Genomic DNA, 19,615 nt, shown 5'->3' with positions numbered 1-19,615 from the left:
TCCGGTCCGGTTACCCTGTCAACGAGCCGAAAACCGCATCGAAAGGCCAACCCCGGCACTGAAGCGCCATCCGTCACGACTTCTCTGGTGAGGAAAACGATGTCTCTCGACCACCCCGCACCCGCAAGCCCGGCCACGGACCGGCGGATCGCCGCGCTCGAGGAGACTGTCGCGGGGCTGGTGCGGCGGGTCGGGACGCTCGAGGCCGAGGCGGAGATCCGCCGGGTGCAGGCGCGCTACATGTTCCTCTGCGACACTCCCTGCCCGGAGTTCGGCGTCACCAGCGACGACGAGCGGATCGACCTCATCATGGCGCTCTACACCGACGACGCCGTCTGGGAAGGCGTCGGCGAGTACTACGACGGACAGTTCGGGCGCGCGGAAGGCGCCGACGCTATCCGGGCGCATTTCCAGCGGTTCTGGGGCGAGAAAAAAGACCCCGAACTTCTGCTGAACGCGCATTATCTCACCTCCGAGCAGATTCACGTCGACGGCGACGAGGCCACCGGACAATGGATCCACATGCAACCGTGGCTGTTCTCCGACGGGAAGGCGCTCCTGCGGTCCAGCCGGTTGAACAATGCGTTCCGTCGCGTCGGCGACACCTGGCGGATCACCCGTACCCGCACCGAAAACGTCTTCATCGCACCCCTGCCGGAAGGCTGGGCCAGCGACTATCCCTCGGCCTCGGTGCTGATGAAGCCATGAGCGACGACCCGGTCGTGCACGTGGTGGACGACGACGAGGACCTCCGGCAGTCCCTGGTTTTCCTGCTGGAGAGCGTCGGCGTGCAGGCGTTGACCTATCCGGACGCCCAGACCTTCCTCGACGAGTTCGATCCGGCCGAGCCCGCGGTCGTGATCGTCGACGTGCGAATGCCCGCGATCAGCGGTTTTCAGCTGCAGGAAAAGCTCGCGGAAATCGACTGTCCGGCTCCGCTGATTTTCTGCTCCGCGCACGGCGACATTCCGATGTCGGTCCGTGCGCTCACCGCGGGGGCGGTCGATTTCCTGGAGAAGCCCTATCAGGCCCAGCGCATGGTCGAGGTGGTCCAGACCCAGCTCATCGAGGCCCGTCGGCGGTTCGCGGAGCACGCGGAGCGGCAGGCGGTCCGGGCTCGGCTCGACACGCTGACTCAGCGCGAGCGCGAGGTGCTGCGACTGGTGGTCGACGGGATGCCCAGCCAGGCGATCGCGCACCGGCTGGGCACCAGCGTCAAAACTGTCGACGTGCATCGGGCGCGGATCAAGGCGAAGACGTCGGCGGACAGCCTCGGGACGCTGGTCCGCGACATCCTCACCCATCGCGTCACCGTTTAAGCGCGGTCTCCGTCCAGCGGCCGGTGGCCAGCAAAGCAGTCTCGCGCAAAGGACTGCCGACCACCTGCAATCCCAGCGGCAACCCGGCGTCGTCGCGCAGGCCGGGAATGGCGATGACCGGCAGGCCCAACGCCTGCCAAGGGCGGCTGAGCACGGGATCGCCGGTCGCGGCCAGGCCGGAAGGGGCCGAGCCGAGCGCGGCGGGAGCGAGGACGGCGTCGTAACCGGCCACGATCTCGGCTAGCCGTGAAGCACCGGAAGCGACGACGTCGAGCGCGGCTTCGTAATCCGCGAGCGGCATCTCCGCGCCGGTACGCAGCAGCTGCGCCAGCGGAGCGCTGAGCCGGTCCGCGGAAGCAAGCTCAACGGAACGTTCCCGCGCCGCCTCGTAAGCCATCACCACGGGGTGCGCGGCGGTCAAAGCGGGGACCAACGCCGGGTCTGGGAATTCGTCGACCACGGCACCGGTGGCTCGCAATCCAGCGACCGCGGAACCAAGTGCGTTCCGCATCGCTGGAGTCGCGTCCTCGGACGACCACACGAGCAATCGCGGAGGAGAAGAAACCGCGGCCTCCGGCTCTCCCGACAACGCTGACCAGGCCAGGGCCAGATCGGAGACCGTCGTGGTGAACATGCCGTGGCTGTCGAGGCTCGGGCTCAGGCCGGTGACGCCGTCGACCGGGAACCGGCCCCGGCTCATGACCAGCGAGGCAACTCCACAGAACGCAGCTGGGCGCGTAACCGAGCCAGCGGTTTGGGAGCCGAGCGCCAGCGGGACGTGTCCAGCGGCGACGGCAGCGGCGGAACCGCTGGAGGAACCGCCAGGCGTATGGCCGGGCGCGGCGGGATTATCCGTGGGGCCGGGAGCGAAGAAAGCGAATTCCGTGGTGACCGTTTTGCCGATCGGCACTGCTCCGGCGCGACGCCATTCCTGGACGATCGAAGCGTCCACAGTGGCCGGTGGGGCGTCCGCGCGCAGGACGGAGCCGCAGCGAGTCGGAATCCCCGCCAAGTCGATGATGTCCTTGACGCCCAACGGAACTCCGCCCAGCGGGCCCGTCGACGCAGGCACGAAGGCCGACGAAACCCAGGCGTCGAACGAAGCCGCGGCGATCCGCGCGCGAGCCTCGGCGACAGCTGCTTCCGGCGTCGTCCGGCCAGCGGTCAGATCGGCGACCAGGGCGCGCAGCGACCACGGGGCGGTCACGGCTGGGTCCAGGCGGCGTCGGCGGTCCAGTAGTCCATGCCGCTCGCGCTGACCGAATGCCGCCAGCCGGACGTCCGGCGCAGCAACGGTTCGACGCGGGCGGTGGCCTCGTCGGCGGCGTCCGGGCCGTCGGCCGGGGCCTGCCAGTGCACCCAGTCCAGTTCGCGGCCGTGCTCGTCGTGCACGAAGAGGTCGACGTGCCGCCAGCCGTAGCCGTGCGTGTCGTTGTAGCAGGTCAGGGTCATCCGGTCCACGGGTTCTCCTCGATCAGGCGCTGAGTGCGGCAAGCCGGTGGAAGCGGCGCTGGAAGTACACCAAAGCTCCGCTGTCCGGCGCGGTCAGCACCTTTTCGATCTCGACGAACAGCACCGAATGCGACCCGTGTTCCTGTTCGGCGACGATCCGGCCGACCAGCGAGGCCGCGGCGCCGCGCAGGACCGGGGCGTCCTCGCTGTCGAGGTCCCAGCAGTCCTCGCCGAACCGTTCGGCGGTCGGCACCTTCGTCGCGCCGGCGAAGTGCATGGCCAGGTCCTCCTGGCCGGGGCCGAGGACGTTGACGCACACCTGGCCGTTGCCGACCAGGATCGCGTGCGACCGGCTCGACCGGTTGACGCACACGAGCACGGTCGGCGGGCTGTCGGTGACCGAGCAGGCGGCGCTCACCGTCATCCCGGCGAGGCCGTGCGGGCCCGCGGTGGTGACGACGTTGACGGCCGCGGAGAGGTTGGCCATCGCGGTGCGGAATTCGCGCTGGGTCCGGGTCAGCTCGGACACGGTGCCTCCTAGGACTGGGGCCGGGACTCCTCCGACCGTACAAAGCCGCACCGGTCGCGGGATATCGAGAACTTCCCCGGCACAGCTGAAGAATTCCTAACCCGGGCCGGTCGCGGGCAGTGCGAAGCCGAAGCGCGAGCCGCCGCCCGCGCGGTGTTCGGCCCAGATCGTCCCGTGCTGGCGGGTAATGATGCGGTGGCTCAGCGCCAGTCCGATGCCGCTGCCACGCTCCTTCGCGGTGAACGACTCGTCGAACGGGTTGCGCGGGAAGCCGCGACCGCGGTCGTCCACGGTGACCACGCCGGTGTCGCCGTCGCGGCGCGTGGTGAGCACGAGGCTGCGCCGCTGCTGCGGGCACTGGGCCATTTCCTCGATCGCGTTGAAGCACAGGTTCAGCACGACCTGGCCGGTCAGCACGCGTTCGCAGTGCACCGGCACGGCCTCGGCGGACTGATCGAAAGTCACCTCGATCGCAGCCGGTTCGGCTCGCAATCGCACGAAATACAGGCATTCCTCGACGATCTCGTTGAGGTCAGCCACCTGCTCCACATGCTCCAGATGCCCGACGAAGGCCCGCACGGACGACACAATCTGACTCGCCCGCTCGATCTGCCGGACGGCGCTGTCGATGCCGTACACGACCGGCGCGGCGTCGAGCGTCCGCGACCGCACCCCGGCCAGGAAGTTGCCCGCGGCGGCGAGCGGCTGGCTCAGTTCGTGCGCGATCGCCATCGCCATGTCGCCCATCGCGGTGTAGCGCGCCAGGTAGTTCTCCCGGTGCAGCTCCCGCTCGCGCCGAACCTCGCCGCGGACGCGTTCGGACACGTCGTAAAGCAGCATCAGAAACGCGTCCCCACCAGGCTCTCGAAGACGTTCGACGCTCCCCTCCAGCCACACGCGACCCTGGATTTCCAGTCGCACCGGCGTACCCGGCGCGGCCCGCTCGCGGACCTCGTCCCAAGTGGCCGGACGGTCGTCGAGACGCAGGCCAGCGTGGTCGGTCAGGCAGCCGAGCGGCTCGTCCGGGGTCGCGCCGAACAGCTCCGCCGCGGAGTCGGTGACGAACCGCAGCGCGCCCGAGGCGTCGAGCATCACCGCGAGCGCGGACGTATGCCGGGCCAGCGCGTCGACCCAGGACGTGGTCAACCGCAGCTCACGCTCGATTTCCTGCTCGCGTTCGATGTCGCGGAACTGCACCATCACGGCTGGGCCTTGCGCCAGTTCAACTCGAGTCGCCACCGCGTCCGTCGGAATCACCCGGCCGGACTTCGTGCGGTAGTGCCATTCGATCCGGCTGACGCCCTTGTCGACCGCCTCCTGCAGCCACGCCCGGCCGATCACCCGGTCGTACTGCTGCGCGGAGCTGCTCATGTGGTTCGCCTTCAACGGCCGCAGCTCCGTGACACTCCATTCGAGCATCTCGCACGCGGCCGGGTTGGCCCACAGGATGTTCTTCGTCGCGCCGTCGTGCACGAGCACGCACGTACGGCTGGCGTTGAGCATCGCGACGAAATCGTGCGTCGTCAGCTCGGGCGCGCGCGGGTCTGCCTCCATCGGCTCAGCGTAAAGCCCCTGGCTGGCGGCCCGCACTGAAGAAATCCCCTACGCCCGCTCAGGCACTACCAATTCCCGTGCGGCGGCGAGGTTCGTACCGTCGGCAGGACCGCACCGGCATTCTGAGGAGCAGCGATGAGCGAAGTCACCATGGAGGAGGTGCTCGCCGAGCTCGCCACGCGCAAGGACGAGTTCCAGCAGCAGCGCTACGTTCCGCGGGACTTCATCGACCGGCTCAAGCAGCTCGGCATCTACCGGGCCAGCACGCCCGCGAAGTTCGGCGGCAACCCGCTCCCGCCCGCCGAATTCCTCCGCCTGATCGAGCGGATTTCCACAGTGGACGGTTCGACCGGCTGGGTCGCCAGCTTCGGCTCGTCGCTGATCTACCTAGCCGCGCTCCCGCTGGACACGCAGGCCGAGCTGTACTCCAACGGTCCGGACGTCGCCTTCGCCGGCGGCCTGTTCCCGGTCCAGCCCGCCCCGGCGACCAAAACCGGCTTCCGCGTGGACGGCCGGTGGAAGTTCGCCAGCGGCTGCATGGGCGCGGACATCCTCGGCGTCGGCATCCCCGGCGACGAATCGACCGGCGGGAAACCGCGCACCGCGCTGCTGCGGCCTGAGCAGGTCGAGATCGTCCAGGAATGGGACGTCGTCGGCATGCGCGGCACCGGTTCGTTCGACCTGGTCGTACGCGACGTCGAGGTCCCGCGCGAGTGGACGTTCATCCGCGGCGGCGCACCCATGGTCGACGAACCGCTCTACCGCTACCCCACAATCGCTTACGCCGCACAGGTTCTCGCCATCGTCGGTGCGGGTGTCGCACGTGCCGCGCTCGACCACGCCCGCGAGGTCGGCGCTGGCTACACCGGCGTCACCGGCGCGCCGAAGCTCGCCGACCGCGGCTACTACCGCACCGGGTACGCCGACGCCGAGGCCGCGCTGCGGTCCGCCCGCGCCTGGTTCTACGAGGTCAGCCACGAGGTCTGGGACACCGTCGTCTCCGGCGACGAGGCCACCGACGAGCAGAACGCCCAGCTGCGGCTTTCGTCCGCGCACCTGGCCAAGACGTCGTCCGAGGTCGTCTCGAAGCTCGTCGAGATTTCCGGCACCGCGCCGATCTACTCGACGCACCCGCTGCGTGGACTTCAGGGCGACGCACTGGTACCCAAGCAGCATGCGTTCCTGGGCCCGGCCATCCACGACGCCGCCGGCGCGGTTCTCATGGGACAGCCGCCGACCAGCCCCGGCTTCCGCTGACCAGCCACCACCACGACGAGGAGTCTCCGACTGTGAGCACGCAGCCCCTGCGGGTGCTTTTCTGCATCGGCATCAACCAGAACTTCTTCGACCTGCCCGCCGACGGCATCACCATCGGCGACGTCTGGCAGTCATTCGTGTCCATGATGGACCAGCTGAAAGCGTTGCCGGGCATCACTTTCATCGGCGACATCGACGATGACGCGCACATGGTCGGCCCGTCTGAGGGCTGGCCGTGGACCTGCTACCTCCTGGCCGACGCCGACAGCCAGGAAACCGTCAAGGCCGGGGTCAACCTGCTGCGCACCGTCGAGGTCGGCGGCAACGGCATCAAGTTGTGGCGCTTCGCCAAGATGGAAGCCCGGATCGGGCGTCCGCTGACTGTCCGCGAAGACGTCGAACTGCCCGACTGAACCGGAGACCTCATGACTGAGAACGCAAGCGTTCCCGCCGATTTCGCCGAGAGCGACCGCGTCGCCGCCCGGCTTTACACCGACCCGGAAATCTTCGAACGCGAGATGACGCAGATCTTCGAGCGTTCGTGGGTGTGGGTCGCGCACGAAAGCGAATTGGCGCAGCCGGGCAACTTCAAATCCACTTACGTCGGCCGCCAGCCGGTGATCGTGACGCGAGACCGCAAGGGCACGCTGCACACAATGCTCAACCGCTGCCGCCACCGCGGCGCGAGCCTGTGCGAGAAGCCGAGCGGCAAGGCCAACGGCTTCACCTGCCCGTACCACGCCTGGAGCTACGGCCTCGACGGCAAGCTGCGCGGCATCCCTTATCCCGACGGCTACGAAGGCGTGCTGGAAAAGGGCGAACTGTCGCTGAAGAAGCTGCGCACCGAGTCGTACGGCGGAATGGTTTTCGCGACCTTCGACGAGGACGCTGAGTCCCTTGAGGACTTCCTCGGCGACGCGAAACTGTGGATCGACCGCTTCATGAAGCAGGGCGGCGGTTATCCGATCAAGGTGCTGGGCAAGCACCAGTTCAAGTTCCGCGGCAACTGGAAAATCCAGCTGGAGAACACCACCGACGGCTATCACTTCCCGATCGTGCACCGGTCGTGGATGGCTTCGGTGGACTCGGAAACCGCGGACATGATGTCGTTCATGACCGATCCGTCGGCGATCACGCATTCGCTCGGCAACGGGCACAGCGTCATGCAGATGGTGCCGGAACACTCCGACCTGGACGTCGACGACGGCTCCGAACCGCTGCAGGGCCGCTTCGACCACGTCGTGTCCGAGCTGTCGAAGACGCTGGACGAGGCGCAGGTGCGCAAGGTCGTCCGGGCCATGCACGGCACCGGATTCAACCTCAACCTGTTCCCGAACGTCTCGATGTCCGCAGCGTTTTTCCGCGTGCTGCGGCCGATTTCGGTCAACGAGACCTTGATCGAGCACGTCGCGATCGGGCCCGACGGACCGCCGGAGCTGGACATCGTGAACCGCGAACGGTTGCGCATCCACGAGCACTTCCAGGGCCCGTTCGGGTTCGGCACGCCGGACGACGCCGAGGGCTGGGACCGCGTGCAGCGCGGTGCGCACGGCGGCCCGGACCTGCCGATCCTGGTCAACCGCGGGCTGGCGCGGGAAAAGGCGAGCCCCGAAGGCTGGCCGACCTCGCACGTCACCGACGAAACCGGCATGCGCGCCGCGTACGCCCAGTGGAAGGAGATGATGGGCGATGACTGAAACCATCCCCGTCACTGACCTGCGGGTCGCGCGTGCCGTCGACCTCGTCAACCGCGAGGCGGAACTGCTCGACCGCACGGAATACCACGTGTGGGAAAAGCTGTTCACCGAAGACGGTATTTACGTCATCCCGATCGACCGGGAAACCGACGATTTCGCTGGCTCGCTGAACATGGTGTACGACGACGCGCGGATGCGGCAGATGCGCATCGCGCGGATGACCGAGGGCTACGCGCTCGCGGCCGTCGATTCCGCCCGCACCGTGCGCACAGTGTCGCGATTCGTGCCGGAATCCGTTTCGGACCAAGAAATCGTGCTGCGTTCGGCGCAGATCCTGGTCGCCTACAAGCGGGGCAATCACGACCTGTGGGCAGCGGATCTGGTGCACCGCATCCAGTTGTCGCCGGAGGGCCCCGAAGGCGACCGGATCGCGTTGAAGGTCGTCCGGCTGGTCAACAGCGACGAAGCCGTTCCTGCCGCGGGATTCCTGCTGTGAGCGCGCCGGTGGAACCGCACGTCGCCGTTGTCACCGGTGGCGCGAGCGGTCTCGGAGAAGCGATCGTGCGGCAGCTGCACGCCGAGGGCTATCGCGTCGCGATCGCGGACGTCAACGGCGAGGCGGCCGAAAAGCTGGCCGCAGCCCTTGGCAACTGCCGTGGCTACCCGGTCGACGTGCGGGATCGAGCGGCGCTCGCGCAGCTGAAGGACGACGTCGTCCGTGATTTCGGCAGTGTCCAGGTGCTGGTCAACAACGCGGCCCGCACGCAGGCGGCACCGTTGATGGAGATCACGCCGGAAGACCTCGACGCGGTTCTCGCGGTCAACTTCACCGGCACGTTCACCGCCTGTCAGATCTTCGGCGCGTACTTCGCCGAGCAGGGCTACGGGCGAATCGTGAACATGGCGTCGCTGGCCGGACAGAACGGCGGCACGGCGACCGGCGGGCATTACGCGTCGTCCAAGGGCGCGATCATGTCCGCGACGAAGGTGTTCGCGCGCGAACTCGCCGCGCACGGGGTCACGGTGAACGCGGTGTCCCCGGGGCCGCTGGACAGCCCGATGGTGCATTCGATCGTCGGCGAGGACAACCTCGAGGCTTTCACGAAGAACATCCCCGTCGGACGACTCGGCGACCCGGCGTTCATCGCGCGGATGGTGTCGCTGCTCGCCTCGCCCGGCGCGGCCTCGGTCACCGGGGCGTGCTGGGACGCCAACGGTGGCCTTTACCTGCGCTGAACTCCCTTGCCCTGAAACGGAGAGCCGATGCCGAACACCGTGGTCCGCGTGGCCGAGGTCGTCGAGGAAGCGCCCGGTATCCGGGCGCTTCGCCTCGTCCGCGCCGACGGCCTGCCGTTCGACCCGCACCCCGCCGGTGCGCACGTCGACGTCACCGGCCCGACCGGGATCCTGCGCCAGTACTCGCTGTGCGGGCGGCCGGACGACACGTCGTCGCTGCTGATCGCGGTGAAACGGGAGCCGGATTCGCGCGGTGGTTCCGAGGCGCTGCACGCCGTCGCGGAGAACGACAAGCTCGAGGTCGGAGAGTCCCGGAACCTGCTCTCGCTGGCTCCGGGCGCGGACCGGCACGTGCTGATCGCGGGCGGCATCGGCATCACTCCGTTGCTGAGCCTGGCTTATCAGCTGCACGCGGACGGTGCGGAATTCGAACTGCACTACTTCGCGAGCAGCCGGGAGTCAGCGGCTTTTGTTTCCCTGCTTGAAGAACAGGCCGCATTCCGGGATCGGGTGCTGCTGTATTTCGGCGTACCGCGCGGCGAACAGCCCGCCGTGCTCACGGAAGTGGCTGCCGGGCTCGGTTCCGCCGGGCACGTCTACACCTGCGGCCCGGAAGGGTTCATGGAGCAGGTCACCGGCGTGTTCGCGCCGGTGGTCGGCGAACCGCAGGTGCACGTCGAGCATTTCACCGCGGCCGAGGTCGACACGAGCGGCGATCAGCCGTTCACCGTCGAACTCGACACCGGCGAGGTGTTCGAGATCCCGGCCGACCGGTCGATCCTGTCGGTGCTGACCGACAACGGGATCGAGGTGTTCAAATCGTGCGAGGAAGGCATCTGCGGCTCGTGCGTCTCCGGGGTGCTGGAAGGCACGCCGGAGCACCGGGACCAGTGCCTTTCGGCCAGCGACAAGGCTTCCGGCGACCAGATGGCGCTGTGCGTGTCGCGTGCCCGCTCGGAAAAACTGGTGATCGAACTGTACTGACGCGCCTCGGCCGGGATCCTCGTGATTCCGGCCGTCTTGTCGATTAATTGATCGATTTTATTTATCAATCCGCCGCAAATCGGACTTTGCCTCCTTCGTCACGCTTTCTCTAAGCTGTGTCCACCGTTTCCCCACCACCGGACACTCCGCGCATTCTCGCGCGAGACGACGAAAGGCCTGCTATGGCCAAGCGCGACGAAGCGCACTCTCCCGGCGTGCTGCGGCTCGGATTCGCCGCCGGCGTCGGCACTTCCCTGGAAATGTACGACTTCTCGATCTACGGCACCGCGGCGGCGCTGGTGTTCGGATCGGTGTTCTTCAAAACCGGCAACGCCTGGTTCGGCACCTTTATGAGCCTCGCGACCTTCGCCATCGGTTTCGTCATGGCCCCGCTCGGCGCGGCGCTTTTCGGCTGGATCGGCGACCGTCGCGGCCGCCGGACCGCGCTGTACGCCGCGTTCCTGCTGATGGGTTTCGCGACGCTGGGCATGGGCGTTCTCCCGCCGTACGCGGTGATCGGCATCGCCGCGCCGCTGCTGCTCGTCGGATTGCGCCTGCTGCACGGCGCCGCTCGCGGCGGGGAAAGCGCTGGTGCGGCTGTCTTCGCCGTTGAGCACGCGCCGGAAAAACGGCGCGGCCTCTACGGTTCCTTCGTCGCGCTCGGCTCGCCGATCGGCGTCGTGCTGGCGAACCTCGCTTTCGCGCTGGTTCTCCTGCTGCCCAACGACGACATCATGAGCTGGGGCTGGCGTCTTCCGTTCCTCGCCGGCGGCATCGTGCTGGCGATCGGCATCTGGGTTCGCCGCGGCGTTTCGGAAAGCCCGGAATTCGAGAAAATGGCCGCCGCCGAAACGCGCGCGAAAAAGCCGCTCGCCGACGTCCTCCGCTCGAACTGGCGACGGCTGCTGCTGATCGCCGGTGCGAACCTCGGCCTCACCGCCTGCACCTTCGCACTGGTCACGTTCATGCTGTCCTACGCGACCGCCGCCGCCCCGGAAGGCCTCGGTCTCCCGCGCGGCCCGATCGTCACCATTTCGACAATCACCCTGCTGTGCCACGCCGCCGCGAACGTCGGAGCCGCCTGGCTGTCCGACCGGATCGGCCGCAAACCGGTGATGCTGACCGGCTCGGTCCTGTCGATCGCCGCCGCGCTCGTGATGTTCCCGATCGCCTCGGCGGGCACCGTCAGTTCGGTGTTCGTCGCGCTGCTCTTGGGTTTCACCGCCACCGGAATCCTCTTTGGACCGATGTACACCTGGTTCGCCGAACTGTTCCCGCGAGAGCAGCGCCAGTCCGGCCTCGGCGTGGGCTACCACGTCGGCGCGGTGCTGGGCGGCGGCCTGTCGCCGATGATCGCCAACCGGATCGTGGCCGCGACCGGCGACGCCCTCGCGGTCGGCTACTACCTGGCCGCACTGCTCGTGTTGAGCCTGGTCTGCCTGCTGATCCTCCCGGAAACCGCCCCCGCGCGCCGCGCCGCGAAACCGGCTCCCGAACTGGTCAGCTGACGCGGATGCACCCCAGTCTCCCGGTTTGGGCGAGACTGGGATGGTGCTAATCCGGCCAAAAGTAGGCCGCCCCTGAAGCGGCACGTAACCGCTGCAGCGAAGTCATTAGGCCGTGGCTGTGGCCGGATTAGTACAATCAGCACAGTATGCGTGAGATCGACGAAGTACTGGACGCGGTCGGCCCGAGACTGCGAACCCTGCGCAACCGGCGCGGCATCACCCTGGCCGACCTGTCGGCGGAGACCGGCATCTCGGAAAGCACCCTGTCCCGCCTGGAGAACGGCCAGCGCCGGGCGAACCTGGAACTCCTGCTGCCGCTGTCGCGCGCCTACGACGTCCCGATCGACGACCTGGTCGGCGCACCCCGAGCCGGCGACCCGCGCGTCCACCTTCGCCCGATCCACCAGCACGGGATGACCTACGTGCCGCTCACCCGGCGACCGGGCGGGGTGCACGCGTACAAAATGCTGATCCCCGGCAGTTCTGCGGAACCCGCACTGAAAACGCACAGCGGCTACGAATGGCTGTACGTCCTCAATGGACATCTCCGGTTAATCGTAGGCGCGAAAGACCTGACGGTCCCGCCCGGCGAGGCCGCGGAGTTCGACACGACGGAACCGCATTGGCTCGGCTCCGCCGACGGAGGCGCGGTGGAGCTGCTGATCCTCTTCGGACTGCAGGGGGAACGAGTGCACGTGGAGCCGCGCCCGAACTGATACCGGAAATGGCGTAACGCCCGTGGCGACTAGTGCGACCTGTTTGTGCACGGTCGATCACGAAAGGCTCTCAATGTCCGCCCCTGACTATCCCCCGCCGCCCGCACCCCAGGCGGCCCCGCCGGCACCCCAGCTCCCGCCGAAGAACGGCCTCGGCACCACCGGGTTCGTACTCGGGCTGGTCGGCCTGATTTTCTCGTTCATCCCGGTCATCGGGCTCGTGGCGTGGCCGCTGGTGATCCTCGGGATCATCTTCTCGGCACTCGGCTTCGCCCGGACGCGGTCCGGAAAGGCCACGAACAAGGGCCTCTCGATCGCCGGCCTGGTGCTTTCGGTGATCGGCCTGGCGATCTGCATCGTGTGGACCGTGACGGCCGCCAAGGTGGTCAACGAGATCAACACCGAGGCAAACCGCACCGTGACCATCCACTACGAGGTCACCGGCACGGCGAAGGAAGCCTCGATCACCTACACCACAATCGGCGACGCCAACGCGTCCTCCAACCAGGACCAGCCGCAGACCCTGCCGTGGTCGAAAGACATCACCACGAAGGGCCTGGTCAAGGGCGGCAGCCTGTCGGTGACCACCGGCGCCGACGGCGGAGACGTGGCCTGCAAGGTCGTCGTGGACGGCAAGGAAGCCAAGACGGCGAAGGCATCAGGCAACTTCGCGACCGCCACCTGCGACGGCTTCTGATCTTCTGAACGACAAGTGGGCCTGGTGCGTTCGCCGGGCCCACTTTGCCGTTCCGGATGCGGCATTCTCGCTTTATGGCTTACCTCAGCGGCACTGCCACGCAAGTAGTGGACGACGAGTTCCCCGGCTGGGTCGAAGTCCAGTTCCCCGGGGCCGACGGCACCGAAATCACGCTCGTGGAGAAGCTGCCGGCGCTGGACGACGACCTCACGACGGCGTCGCGGTACCCAGCGCCGGTTCGCGTCCCTTGCCGAGTGGTAAAGACCGAAGGCGACGGCGCAGTGGCGGTTGTCGAACTGGAGCACGGCATCACCGATCGCAGTGACCGAAACATGTTTCGAGTGCCAGCCGGCGCGGTTATCTACGGCCGGACAGGACCGTGAACTCTACAGTGCCGCAGGGGTTGGACCTTGAACCTTTGCTCATCAGGGTCACTCGGACTTGCCGTACTTACGGCGTTGTGGACGTTCGGCGTGCCCAACGGTGAACTGCGTGAACCTAGGCGATTGCGGCAACCGCAGCCGCCAACCCTGGCGAGGTCGGTGCTCCGGTCTCGCCTTGCGGAGGTGCCGATGCAAGCTGACCAGGTCAGGACGTGTGCAAACTTTGCTAGCTTGACCACTTCGCCCGTCGGGCAAAGCACCGCGATTGGTCTCAACTTTGCTAGTTTTCCGACTTTCCTGCATGGGAAAAGTCAGCATCTAGAGCACAGTTAAGTTGACTCTAAGTAGTCAGCTGTGTCAGCATGTACTCATGGCGGAGACGCATCCCCCCGGGCAAAGCCTAGTTGACCAGGCTGTTAGCTCTTTGCGCACGTTACTTGGCGAGTCCTGGACGGTAACGGAGCTCCCCAAGGCCGCAGCACAGGCGACGGTCGCGTTTGACGCCACACTGCAGATCGATCCGCCTGGACACGGGCCATTCACCGAGTTAGTTGTCACTGTCAAGCAGAGCTTGACGCCTCGGGCCGTGGAACGAGCGATCGGCCCGATCCGCAACGTGCTGGCTCACACGCGGAACCCGCCGACCATGCTCGTCGTCGCGCCGTGGATCTCCCCTCGCACCCAGGCCGAGTTGCGAGATCGAGGCATCGGGTACCTCGACCTGACCGGCAACGTTTCGCTAGCAGTCGACTACCCAGCGATTCGTATTCTTACCCACGGTGCCAGTCATGCCCCGCGAGGACTCGTTCAGAACAGCTCGAAAACCGTCACCTTGGCGGGGCCGCGGAGCGGGCGCGTCGTTCGATTCCTAGCCGACTACTCCCCCCCATATCAGGCAACAGAGATCGCAGAGGAAGCGCAGGTCAGCTTGCCTTGGGTGTCTCAGATACTTGGCCAACTCGAAGATCAGTTGCTCATCGAGCGACACGGCCGCTCGATACTCGAAGTCAATTGGGAAGGCATACTCCGAGCGCGCGCGGAAACCTACGACTTGCTGCGACACAATCCGTATGTCGGAGCGATAGCACCGTTCGGGATACCGGCAGCGCTAGAAAAGCTTCGCGCTCTGGTGGCCGAGGCCGCTGGAGACACTGACGTCGCGGTAACCGGACCGTACGCAGCACGCGCGATCGCACCGCTCACTGAAGGCGGGCAACTGATGCTCTACGTACCCGCCGGACCACACAACGTTGATGAATGGATCGACCGCCTCGAGCTCCTCCGTGCCGACGAAGGGGCAGACGTTCTGTTGCTACGCGCTCACGACAAGGTTGTATTCAGGGGCACCCGGGCGATCAGCGGCATTCCACATGTTGCGCAGACTCAACTGGTCCTCGACGGGCTCTCGGGACCTGGCCGAATGCCGGCCGAGGCAGAAGCTGTCCTGCGGCACATGCGCCAAAACCCCGAGAGCTGGCGGCCGCCCTGGCGTGACCGCACCGGTCATTAGCGCCACCACAAAAAATCGTTCCGACCAACGACAGGTTGTGAAATCTCGTGTCAAAGCTGCCAGGCAACGTTGCCGCGCACGAAATCACGTCAGTCGCGCGGCGAGTTCTCCTAGACGGACTGGTCGCGCTATCACAGCACCTCGATGCGTTGACCGTCGTGGGTGCCCAAGCGGTCTATCTGCGGACCTCTGCCGTGCACCTACCCGTAGCCGCATTCACATCTGACGGCGATCTCGGCGTCGACCCAGCTCGACTGCTTGAAGCCCCGCTGATCGAGGACGCCCTCACCGACGCTGGGTTCGTACGCCTCGACAGGAACCAGTCCGGCCTGTGGTTCCGCATAGAAGACATCGGCGGGCAGGAGGTGCAGGTGGAACTTGACCTGCTCGTTGGCCAGACGCTGGCCAAGACAGGCCGCCGAAGCGTCAGTATCCCGCCGCACGACTCCATGGCTGCTCGCCCTGTACCCGGAATCGAAACCGCGACCATCGATCGTTCGCCTATGACCGTGTCATCCCTCAATGAGGAAGATCCACGCACCATCACTGTCAATGTTGCTGGCCCTGCGGCGCTGTTCGTAGCTAAGGCTCACAAGCTTCATGATCGCCTCGCGGACGCCGACAGGCGCCCGGACCGCCTGACGGCAAAAGACGCCGGCGACGTCTACCGCCTCATGGTAGGAACTCGTCCCAACGAAGTCGGTGCCCGGTTCGCGGCGTTACTCACAGACTCCTGGGTCGGGCCGGTAACAAGAACTGGCCTGGAGCTTCTACGAGATCAGTTCGGAGGCAGCGACACTCCGGGTGTCCGACTTGCCATAGCAGCGCTGGACGGCGCGGTCCCTGAATCGAGAATCCGCGCACTCGCGCCCGCCTACGTTCGCGCGCTTCCCACGGCCTAAGGCACTCGCCTCCCGGATCTTGTCGCTCGGCTGCGTCGACGAACCCGCTGCGCGTCTGCGCACAGTAAGCCTCCGTCGATCCTTCCCGGAAATCTCGGCCGACCTCGCTGGCTTCTTGCGCCTGCCACTGGAGCGGCAGTTCCGGCCGTCGTCCAGTGCTTGTACCTCACCCACATCTGCAGATGAGGATCTCAGAGCCCTCCCTGCGAGCTAACAATCTCGATCGAGTCGGCGACGGGACCACTTCTTCGGGCTATCAGGGTTTATGAGGTCAGACCAGGCACTGACCATCACGACCGGTATCGATGTGACCTGCAAGGTGTTCGCGGGCAGCAAGTGAAGAAACCACGAAAGCGTCCGGCAACTTCGCCGCTATCCCCTACGGCAGCTTCCTGAACAAGCAAGGCGCGTGCGGCCCCGGTAAGCAGCCAGGCTGTCGCCTTGCCCACTTATGTTTCGAGTGCCAGCCGCCGCGGTTACCTACGGCCGGACAGGACCATGATCGAGACGGAGCCGGCAAGGGGGTTCGAACCCCTGACCTTCTGTTTACAAGACAGATGCTCTACCAACTGAGCTATACCGGCACGCACCCGACGACGGGCGCGCCCAAAGTATATCGGGCCGCTCCCATCGCACCCGGACAACCCGCCCCAACCCCCAGGTCAGCCCCGAAAATCGACAAGATCCAACCCCATGCGGCACGATCGATGACAGGTGTGGCGGACGCCACTGCAACAGCTGGGGCGGTACGGCCGATGGTCCCCGGGAACGAACGAGGAGGTGGGGATCGATCATGAAGATCAACGAGCGTACCGGCCAGGGGGCCGCGCGCAGACGGTGGCCGATTCTCGAGCCTCCGCACCCGCGGTCGAGCCAGCGGCATCGGCCGAATTTGCTGCGCCGTCGTGCTTGGCACATTCTCGAGGCTCCGACGGCGGAACAGCCCGCGGTCGAGTCCGAGGAGGCGCTCGGGCCCAAGCCGCCCGACGACGCGACCGTCAACTTCGTTCTGGATCTCACGTTGCGGATCGGCGAGGTGCAGATGGCCAGCGGCGCCGGCGCGTCCGACGTCACCGCGACCATCCTCGCGCTCACCTCCGCACTCGGGCTGCCGCACTGCGAGGTCGACGTCATCTTCACGTCGATCACCGTCACCTGCCACCGCGGGACGGACCTCGCGCCGGTCACCGCGTTGCGAGTGGTCCGTTCGCGCAGTCTCGACTACACGCGGCTCAACGAGACCGAGGCGCTCGTGCGCCAGATCGTCCGCGGCAACACCGGGGCGGAGGAAGCGGTCACCGAACTGGACCGGATCACCTCCGCTCCGCACCCGTACGCGCGCTGGACCGCGACCGCCGCCTGGGGCGGGCTGGCCGGGTTCATCACGCTGCTGCTCGGCGGGGGTCTCGACATCGCGCTCGTCGCGATGGTCATCTCCGCCGCGATCGACCGGATCGGCAGGCTGCTCAACAAGTTCAACCTCCCGTTCTTCTTCCAGCAGGTGGTCGGCGGGCTGTTCGCGACGCTGTCGGCGATGATCATCGTCAGCAGCAACATCCTCACCACCGACCGGCCGACGCTGGTGGTCGCCGCGGCGGTCACCGTGCTGCTGTCCGGGCTGTCCACGGTTTCGGCGGTGCAGGACGGGATCACCGGGTACTACGTCACCGCGTCCGGCCGCACGATGGAAACCGCGTTGATGAGTGCCGGGCTGATCGCCGGGGTCGTGCTCGCACTTCGCATCGCGGTGATGCTCGAACTGCCGCGCAAGCCCTTGCCCGACGTCCCCATCTCGACCGCGCAGGACCTGCCGATCATCGTCATCGGCGGGGCCGGCGCGGCCGCCTGCTTCGCGCTCGCCTCGTACTCGAAACTGCGCGCGATGCTCGTCGCCGCCGCGGCGGGCGCGATCGGCGCGCTCGTCTACGGCGCGTTGATCCTCGCGACGCTCGACGCGGTGAGCGCGTCGGCGATCGCGGCGACGCTCGTCGGGTTCTGCGGCGGCGTCATGGCGCGGCGGCTGAAGGTTACTCCGCTCGTGGTGGCCGTGTCCGGGATCACGCCGCTGCTCCCCGGTCTCTCCACCTATCGTGGTCTATACCAATTGGCAGTGTCGCCAGGCGGCAACATCTCCACCCTGATGACCGCGGTCGCCGTCGGGCTCGCCCTCGCGGCGGGCGTTGTACTGGGCGAATACCTCGCCCAGCCGGTCCGCACCGGGCTCGGCAGGCTCGAGCGCAAGCTCTCCGGGCCGCGGCTGGCCGGGCCGATGGAACCGACCGAAAGGCGTTTGGAGTAACCAGTTGGTCACCGGCCGGTCACTCCGCGCGCGCTAGGGTTTCCAGTGGGGCCGCGACCCGCCGATGACGAGGGAGCAGCTGGAGTGACTGACGCGATCGCCGAGGAGAACAGCGCACCGTCCGCGGATTTCGTCGTGGTGGCCAACCGGCTGCCCGTCGACCTCGAACGGACCGCGGACGGGGAACAGCGCTGGACCGCCAGTCCCGGCGGACTGGTGTCCGCGCTCGAACCGTTCCTGCGGTCCCGCAAGGGCGCGTGGGTCGGCTGGCCGGGCGTGCCGGACGTCGAGGTGGACGAGTTCGACGACGACGGGCTCGTCCTGCACCCGGTGTCGCTCACCTCGGCCGAGGTCCGCGACTACTACGAGGGCTTCTCCAACGCCACGCTCTGGCCGCTCTACCACGACGTCGTCGCCCGGCCGGTTTTCGACCGGGCGTGGTGGGACAGCTACGTGAAGGTCAACCAGCGCTTCGCCGAGGCCAGCGCCACCGTCGCCGCACAGGGCGCGACCGTGTGGATCCAGGACTACCAGCTGCAGCTCGTGCCCCGGATGCTCCGCGAACTACGGCCGGACCTGCGCATCGGCTTCTTCCTGCACATCCCGTTCCCGCCGGTCGAGCTCTTCATGCAGCTCCCGTGGCGCGCGGAGATCGTGCGCGGCCTGATCGGCGCGGACCTGATCGGCTTCCACCGGCCCGGCGGCGCACAGAACTTCCTGTGGCTGGCCCGGCAGCTGGTCGGCCTCGAACCCACCCGCGGCGCGGTCGGCGTCCGCTCCCGGCCGGGCATGGTGCAGGTCGGCGACCGCACCGTGCGTGTCGGCGCGTTCCCGATCTCCATCGACGCGGCGGGCCTCGACTCGCTCGCCCGCAGCAAGGGCGTCGGCGAGCGCGCCAAGCAGATCCGGCGCGACCTCGGCAACCCCAAGGCGGTGCTGCTCGGCGTCGACCGGCTCGACTACACCAAGGGCATCGACCTGCGGCTCCAAGCGCTGCACGAGCTGCTGCACGAGGGCCGCCTCGAACCCGGCGACGTCACGTTCGTGCAGCTGGCCACGCCGAGCCGCGAACGCGTCGAGCACTACCAGCGGATGCGCGGCGAGATCGAGCAGATGGTCGGCCGGATCAACGGCGAGTTCGCCCGCGTCGGCCACCCGGTCGTGCACTATTTGCACCAATCCGTGAACCGCACCGAGCTGGCCGCCTTCTTCTCCGCGGCCGACGTCATGGTGGTGACTCCGCTGCGCGACGGGATGAATCTCGTCTGCAAGGAGTACGTCGCGTGCCGCCCGGATCTGGGCGGCGCGCTGGTGCTGAGCGAGTTCGCCGGCGCGGCGGCCGAACTGACCAGCGCTTTCCTCGTGAACCCGCACGATCTGGACGGGGTGAAGAACGCGTTGGAGGCTGCCATTACGCTCGACCCCGCCGAGGGCCGACGCAGGATGCGCGCCATGCGTCGACAGGTCCTCACCCACGACGTCGACCGGTGGGCGCGTTCGTTCCTCCAGGCGCTGGGTGCCGAACCGGCCGACTGACCCCCTCCCCCGTACCGCGCTGGACCTCCTGAGGAG

Annotated in this window: 20 protein-coding genes and 1 tRNA gene; 16 read left to right on the top strand and 5 right to left on the bottom strand. The window is 67.2% G+C overall.

Annotation, left to right across the window (positions count from 1 at the left end; all coding sequences use genetic code 11):
• Positions 1 to 99: 99 nt before the first annotated feature.
• Positions 100 to 708: a nuclear transport factor 2 family protein gene (locus ACFORO_RS17375; RefSeq protein ID WP_377871095.1), complete on the top strand. Its 609-nt coding sequence runs from the start codon at positions 100 to 102 to the stop codon at positions 706 to 708.
• Positions 705 to 1,319: a response regulator transcription factor gene (locus tag ACFORO_RS17370; protein ID WP_009084166.1), complete on the top strand. Its 615-nt coding sequence runs from the start codon at positions 705 to 707 to the stop codon at positions 1,317 to 1,319. The genes ACFORO_RS17375 and ACFORO_RS17370 overlap by 4 nt, the downstream gene beginning before the upstream one ends.
• Here the strand turns inward: ACFORO_RS17370 and ACFORO_RS17365 are convergent.
• The 4 genes from ACFORO_RS17365 to ACFORO_RS17350 form a co-directional block, all read right to left on the bottom strand.
• Positions 1,309 to 2,526 (bottom strand): amidase, encoded by a 1,218-nt coding sequence (locus tag ACFORO_RS17365; RefSeq protein WP_377871096.1) that lies wholly within the window; start codon positions 2,524 to 2,526, stop codon positions 1,309 to 1,311. The genes ACFORO_RS17370 and ACFORO_RS17365 overlap by 11 nt on opposite strands.
• Complete coding sequence (locus ACFORO_RS17360) at positions 2,523 to 2,771, bottom strand: hypothetical protein (RefSeq protein WP_354740060.1); 249 nt, start codon at positions 2,769 to 2,771, stop codon at positions 2,523 to 2,525. Before ACFORO_RS17360 ends, ACFORO_RS17365 begins: the two co-directional genes overlap by 4 nt.
• 22 nt (positions 2,772 to 2,793) lie before the next feature.
• Positions 2,794 to 3,300 carry a flavin reductase gene (locus ACFORO_RS17355; protein WP_354739856.1) on the bottom strand — a complete coding sequence of 169 codons (507 nt, stop codon included), beginning with the start codon at positions 3,298 to 3,300 and terminating at the stop codon, positions 2,794 to 2,796.
• A 96-nt stretch (positions 3,301 to 3,396) separates the two neighbouring features.
• The gene (locus ACFORO_RS17350) at positions 3,397 to 4,854 is read right to left on the bottom strand and encodes a PAS domain-containing sensor histidine kinase (protein ID WP_377871097.1); all 1,458 of its coding nucleotides are present in this window, start codon (positions 4,852 to 4,854) and stop codon (positions 3,397 to 3,399) included.
• Positions 4,855 to 4,989: 135 nt separating this feature from the next.
• Between ACFORO_RS17350 and ACFORO_RS17345 the strand changes: the two genes are divergently transcribed.
• The 12 genes from ACFORO_RS17345 (at position 4,990) to ACFORO_RS17290 (ending at position 15,744) form a co-directional block, all read left to right on the top strand.
• A complete protein-coding gene (locus ACFORO_RS17345; protein ID WP_377871098.1) occupies positions 4,990 to 6,111 on the top strand; it encodes an acyl-CoA dehydrogenase family protein in 1,122 nt (373 codons plus the stop codon).
• Positions 6,112 to 6,143: 32 nt separating this feature from the next.
• A complete protein-coding gene (locus ACFORO_RS17340; protein ID WP_377871099.1) occupies positions 6,144 to 6,524 on the top strand; it encodes a hypothetical protein in 381 nt (126 codons plus the stop codon).
• Between the two features lie 12 nt (positions 6,525 to 6,536).
• Positions 6,537 to 7,808 carry an aromatic ring-hydroxylating oxygenase subunit alpha gene (locus ACFORO_RS17335; protein WP_377871100.1) on the top strand — a complete coding sequence of 424 codons (1,272 nt, stop codon included), beginning with the start codon at positions 6,537 to 6,539 and terminating at the stop codon, positions 7,806 to 7,808.
• Positions 7,801 to 8,304, top strand: coding sequence for an aromatic-ring-hydroxylating dioxygenase subunit beta (locus ACFORO_RS17330; protein WP_377871101.1), 504 nt, complete (start codon positions 7,801 to 7,803; stop codon positions 8,302 to 8,304). Before ACFORO_RS17335 ends, ACFORO_RS17330 begins: the two co-directional genes overlap by 8 nt.
• A complete protein-coding gene (locus tag ACFORO_RS17325; RefSeq protein ID WP_377871102.1) occupies positions 8,301 to 9,044 on the top strand; it encodes an SDR family NAD(P)-dependent oxidoreductase in 744 nt (247 codons plus the stop codon). The genes ACFORO_RS17330 and ACFORO_RS17325 overlap by 4 nt, the downstream gene beginning before the upstream one ends.
• A gap of 27 nt (positions 9,045 to 9,071) precedes the next feature.
• A complete protein-coding gene (locus tag ACFORO_RS17320; RefSeq protein WP_377871103.1) occupies positions 9,072 to 10,028 on the top strand; it encodes a PDR/VanB family oxidoreductase in 957 nt (318 codons plus the stop codon).
• A 182-nt stretch (positions 10,029 to 10,210) separates the two neighbouring features.
• The gene (locus ACFORO_RS17315; protein WP_377871104.1) at positions 10,211 to 11,536 is read left to right on the top strand and encodes an MFS transporter; all 1,326 of its coding nucleotides are present in this window, start codon (positions 10,211 to 10,213) and stop codon (positions 11,534 to 11,536) included.
• 146 nt (positions 11,537 to 11,682) lie between these two features.
• Entirely contained in the window at positions 11,683 to 12,252 is a 570-nt protein-coding gene (locus ACFORO_RS17310; RefSeq protein WP_377871106.1) for a helix-turn-helix domain-containing protein, read from the top strand.
• 73 nt (positions 12,253 to 12,325) lie between these two features.
• Positions 12,326 to 12,949 carry a DUF4190 domain-containing protein gene (locus tag ACFORO_RS17305; protein ID WP_354739836.1) on the top strand — a complete coding sequence of 208 codons (624 nt, stop codon included), beginning with the start codon at positions 12,326 to 12,328 and terminating at the stop codon, positions 12,947 to 12,949.
• A 74-nt stretch (positions 12,950 to 13,023) separates the two neighbouring features.
• Positions 13,024 to 13,332 (top strand): hypothetical protein, encoded by a 309-nt coding sequence (locus tag ACFORO_RS17300; protein ID WP_377871107.1) that lies wholly within the window; start codon positions 13,024 to 13,026, stop codon positions 13,330 to 13,332.
• A gap of 370 nt (positions 13,333 to 13,702) precedes the next feature.
• Positions 13,703 to 14,842 carry a hypothetical protein gene (locus ACFORO_RS17295; protein WP_377871108.1) on the top strand — a complete coding sequence of 380 codons (1,140 nt, stop codon included), beginning with the start codon at positions 13,703 to 13,705 and terminating at the stop codon, positions 14,840 to 14,842.
• A 47-nt stretch (positions 14,843 to 14,889) separates the two neighbouring features.
• Positions 14,890 to 15,744, top strand: a complete 855-nt coding sequence (locus ACFORO_RS17290; protein WP_377871109.1) for a hypothetical protein — start codon at positions 14,890 to 14,892, stop codon at positions 15,742 to 15,744.
• A gap of 511 nt (positions 15,745 to 16,255) precedes the next feature.
• Here ACFORO_RS17290 and ACFORO_RS17285 read toward each other — a convergent pair.
• Positions 16,256 to 16,328 (bottom strand) — tRNA-Thr (locus ACFORO_RS17285).
• 209 nt (positions 16,329 to 16,537) lie between these two features.
• Between ACFORO_RS17285 and ACFORO_RS17280 the strand changes: the two genes are divergently transcribed.
• Positions 16,538 to 18,043 (top strand): threonine/serine exporter family protein, encoded by a 1,506-nt coding sequence (locus tag ACFORO_RS17280; protein ID WP_377871110.1) that lies wholly within the window; start codon positions 16,538 to 16,540, stop codon positions 18,041 to 18,043.
• An 84-nt stretch (positions 18,044 to 18,127) separates the two neighbouring features.
• Positions 18,128 to 19,579 carry an alpha,alpha-trehalose-phosphate synthase (UDP-forming) gene (locus ACFORO_RS17275; protein WP_354739830.1) on the top strand — a complete coding sequence of 484 codons (1,452 nt, stop codon included), beginning with the start codon at positions 18,128 to 18,130 and terminating at the stop codon, positions 19,577 to 19,579.
• Positions 19,580 to 19,615: the final 36 nt, after the last annotated feature.

The sequence above is a fragment of the Amycolatopsis halotolerans genome, assembly GCF_042647905.1.
GTDB classification, from domain to species: Bacteria; Actinomycetota; Actinomycetes; order Mycobacteriales; family Pseudonocardiaceae; genus Amycolatopsis; species Amycolatopsis halotolerans.
This window is presented reverse-complemented; position numbering and strand designations above follow the sequence as displayed.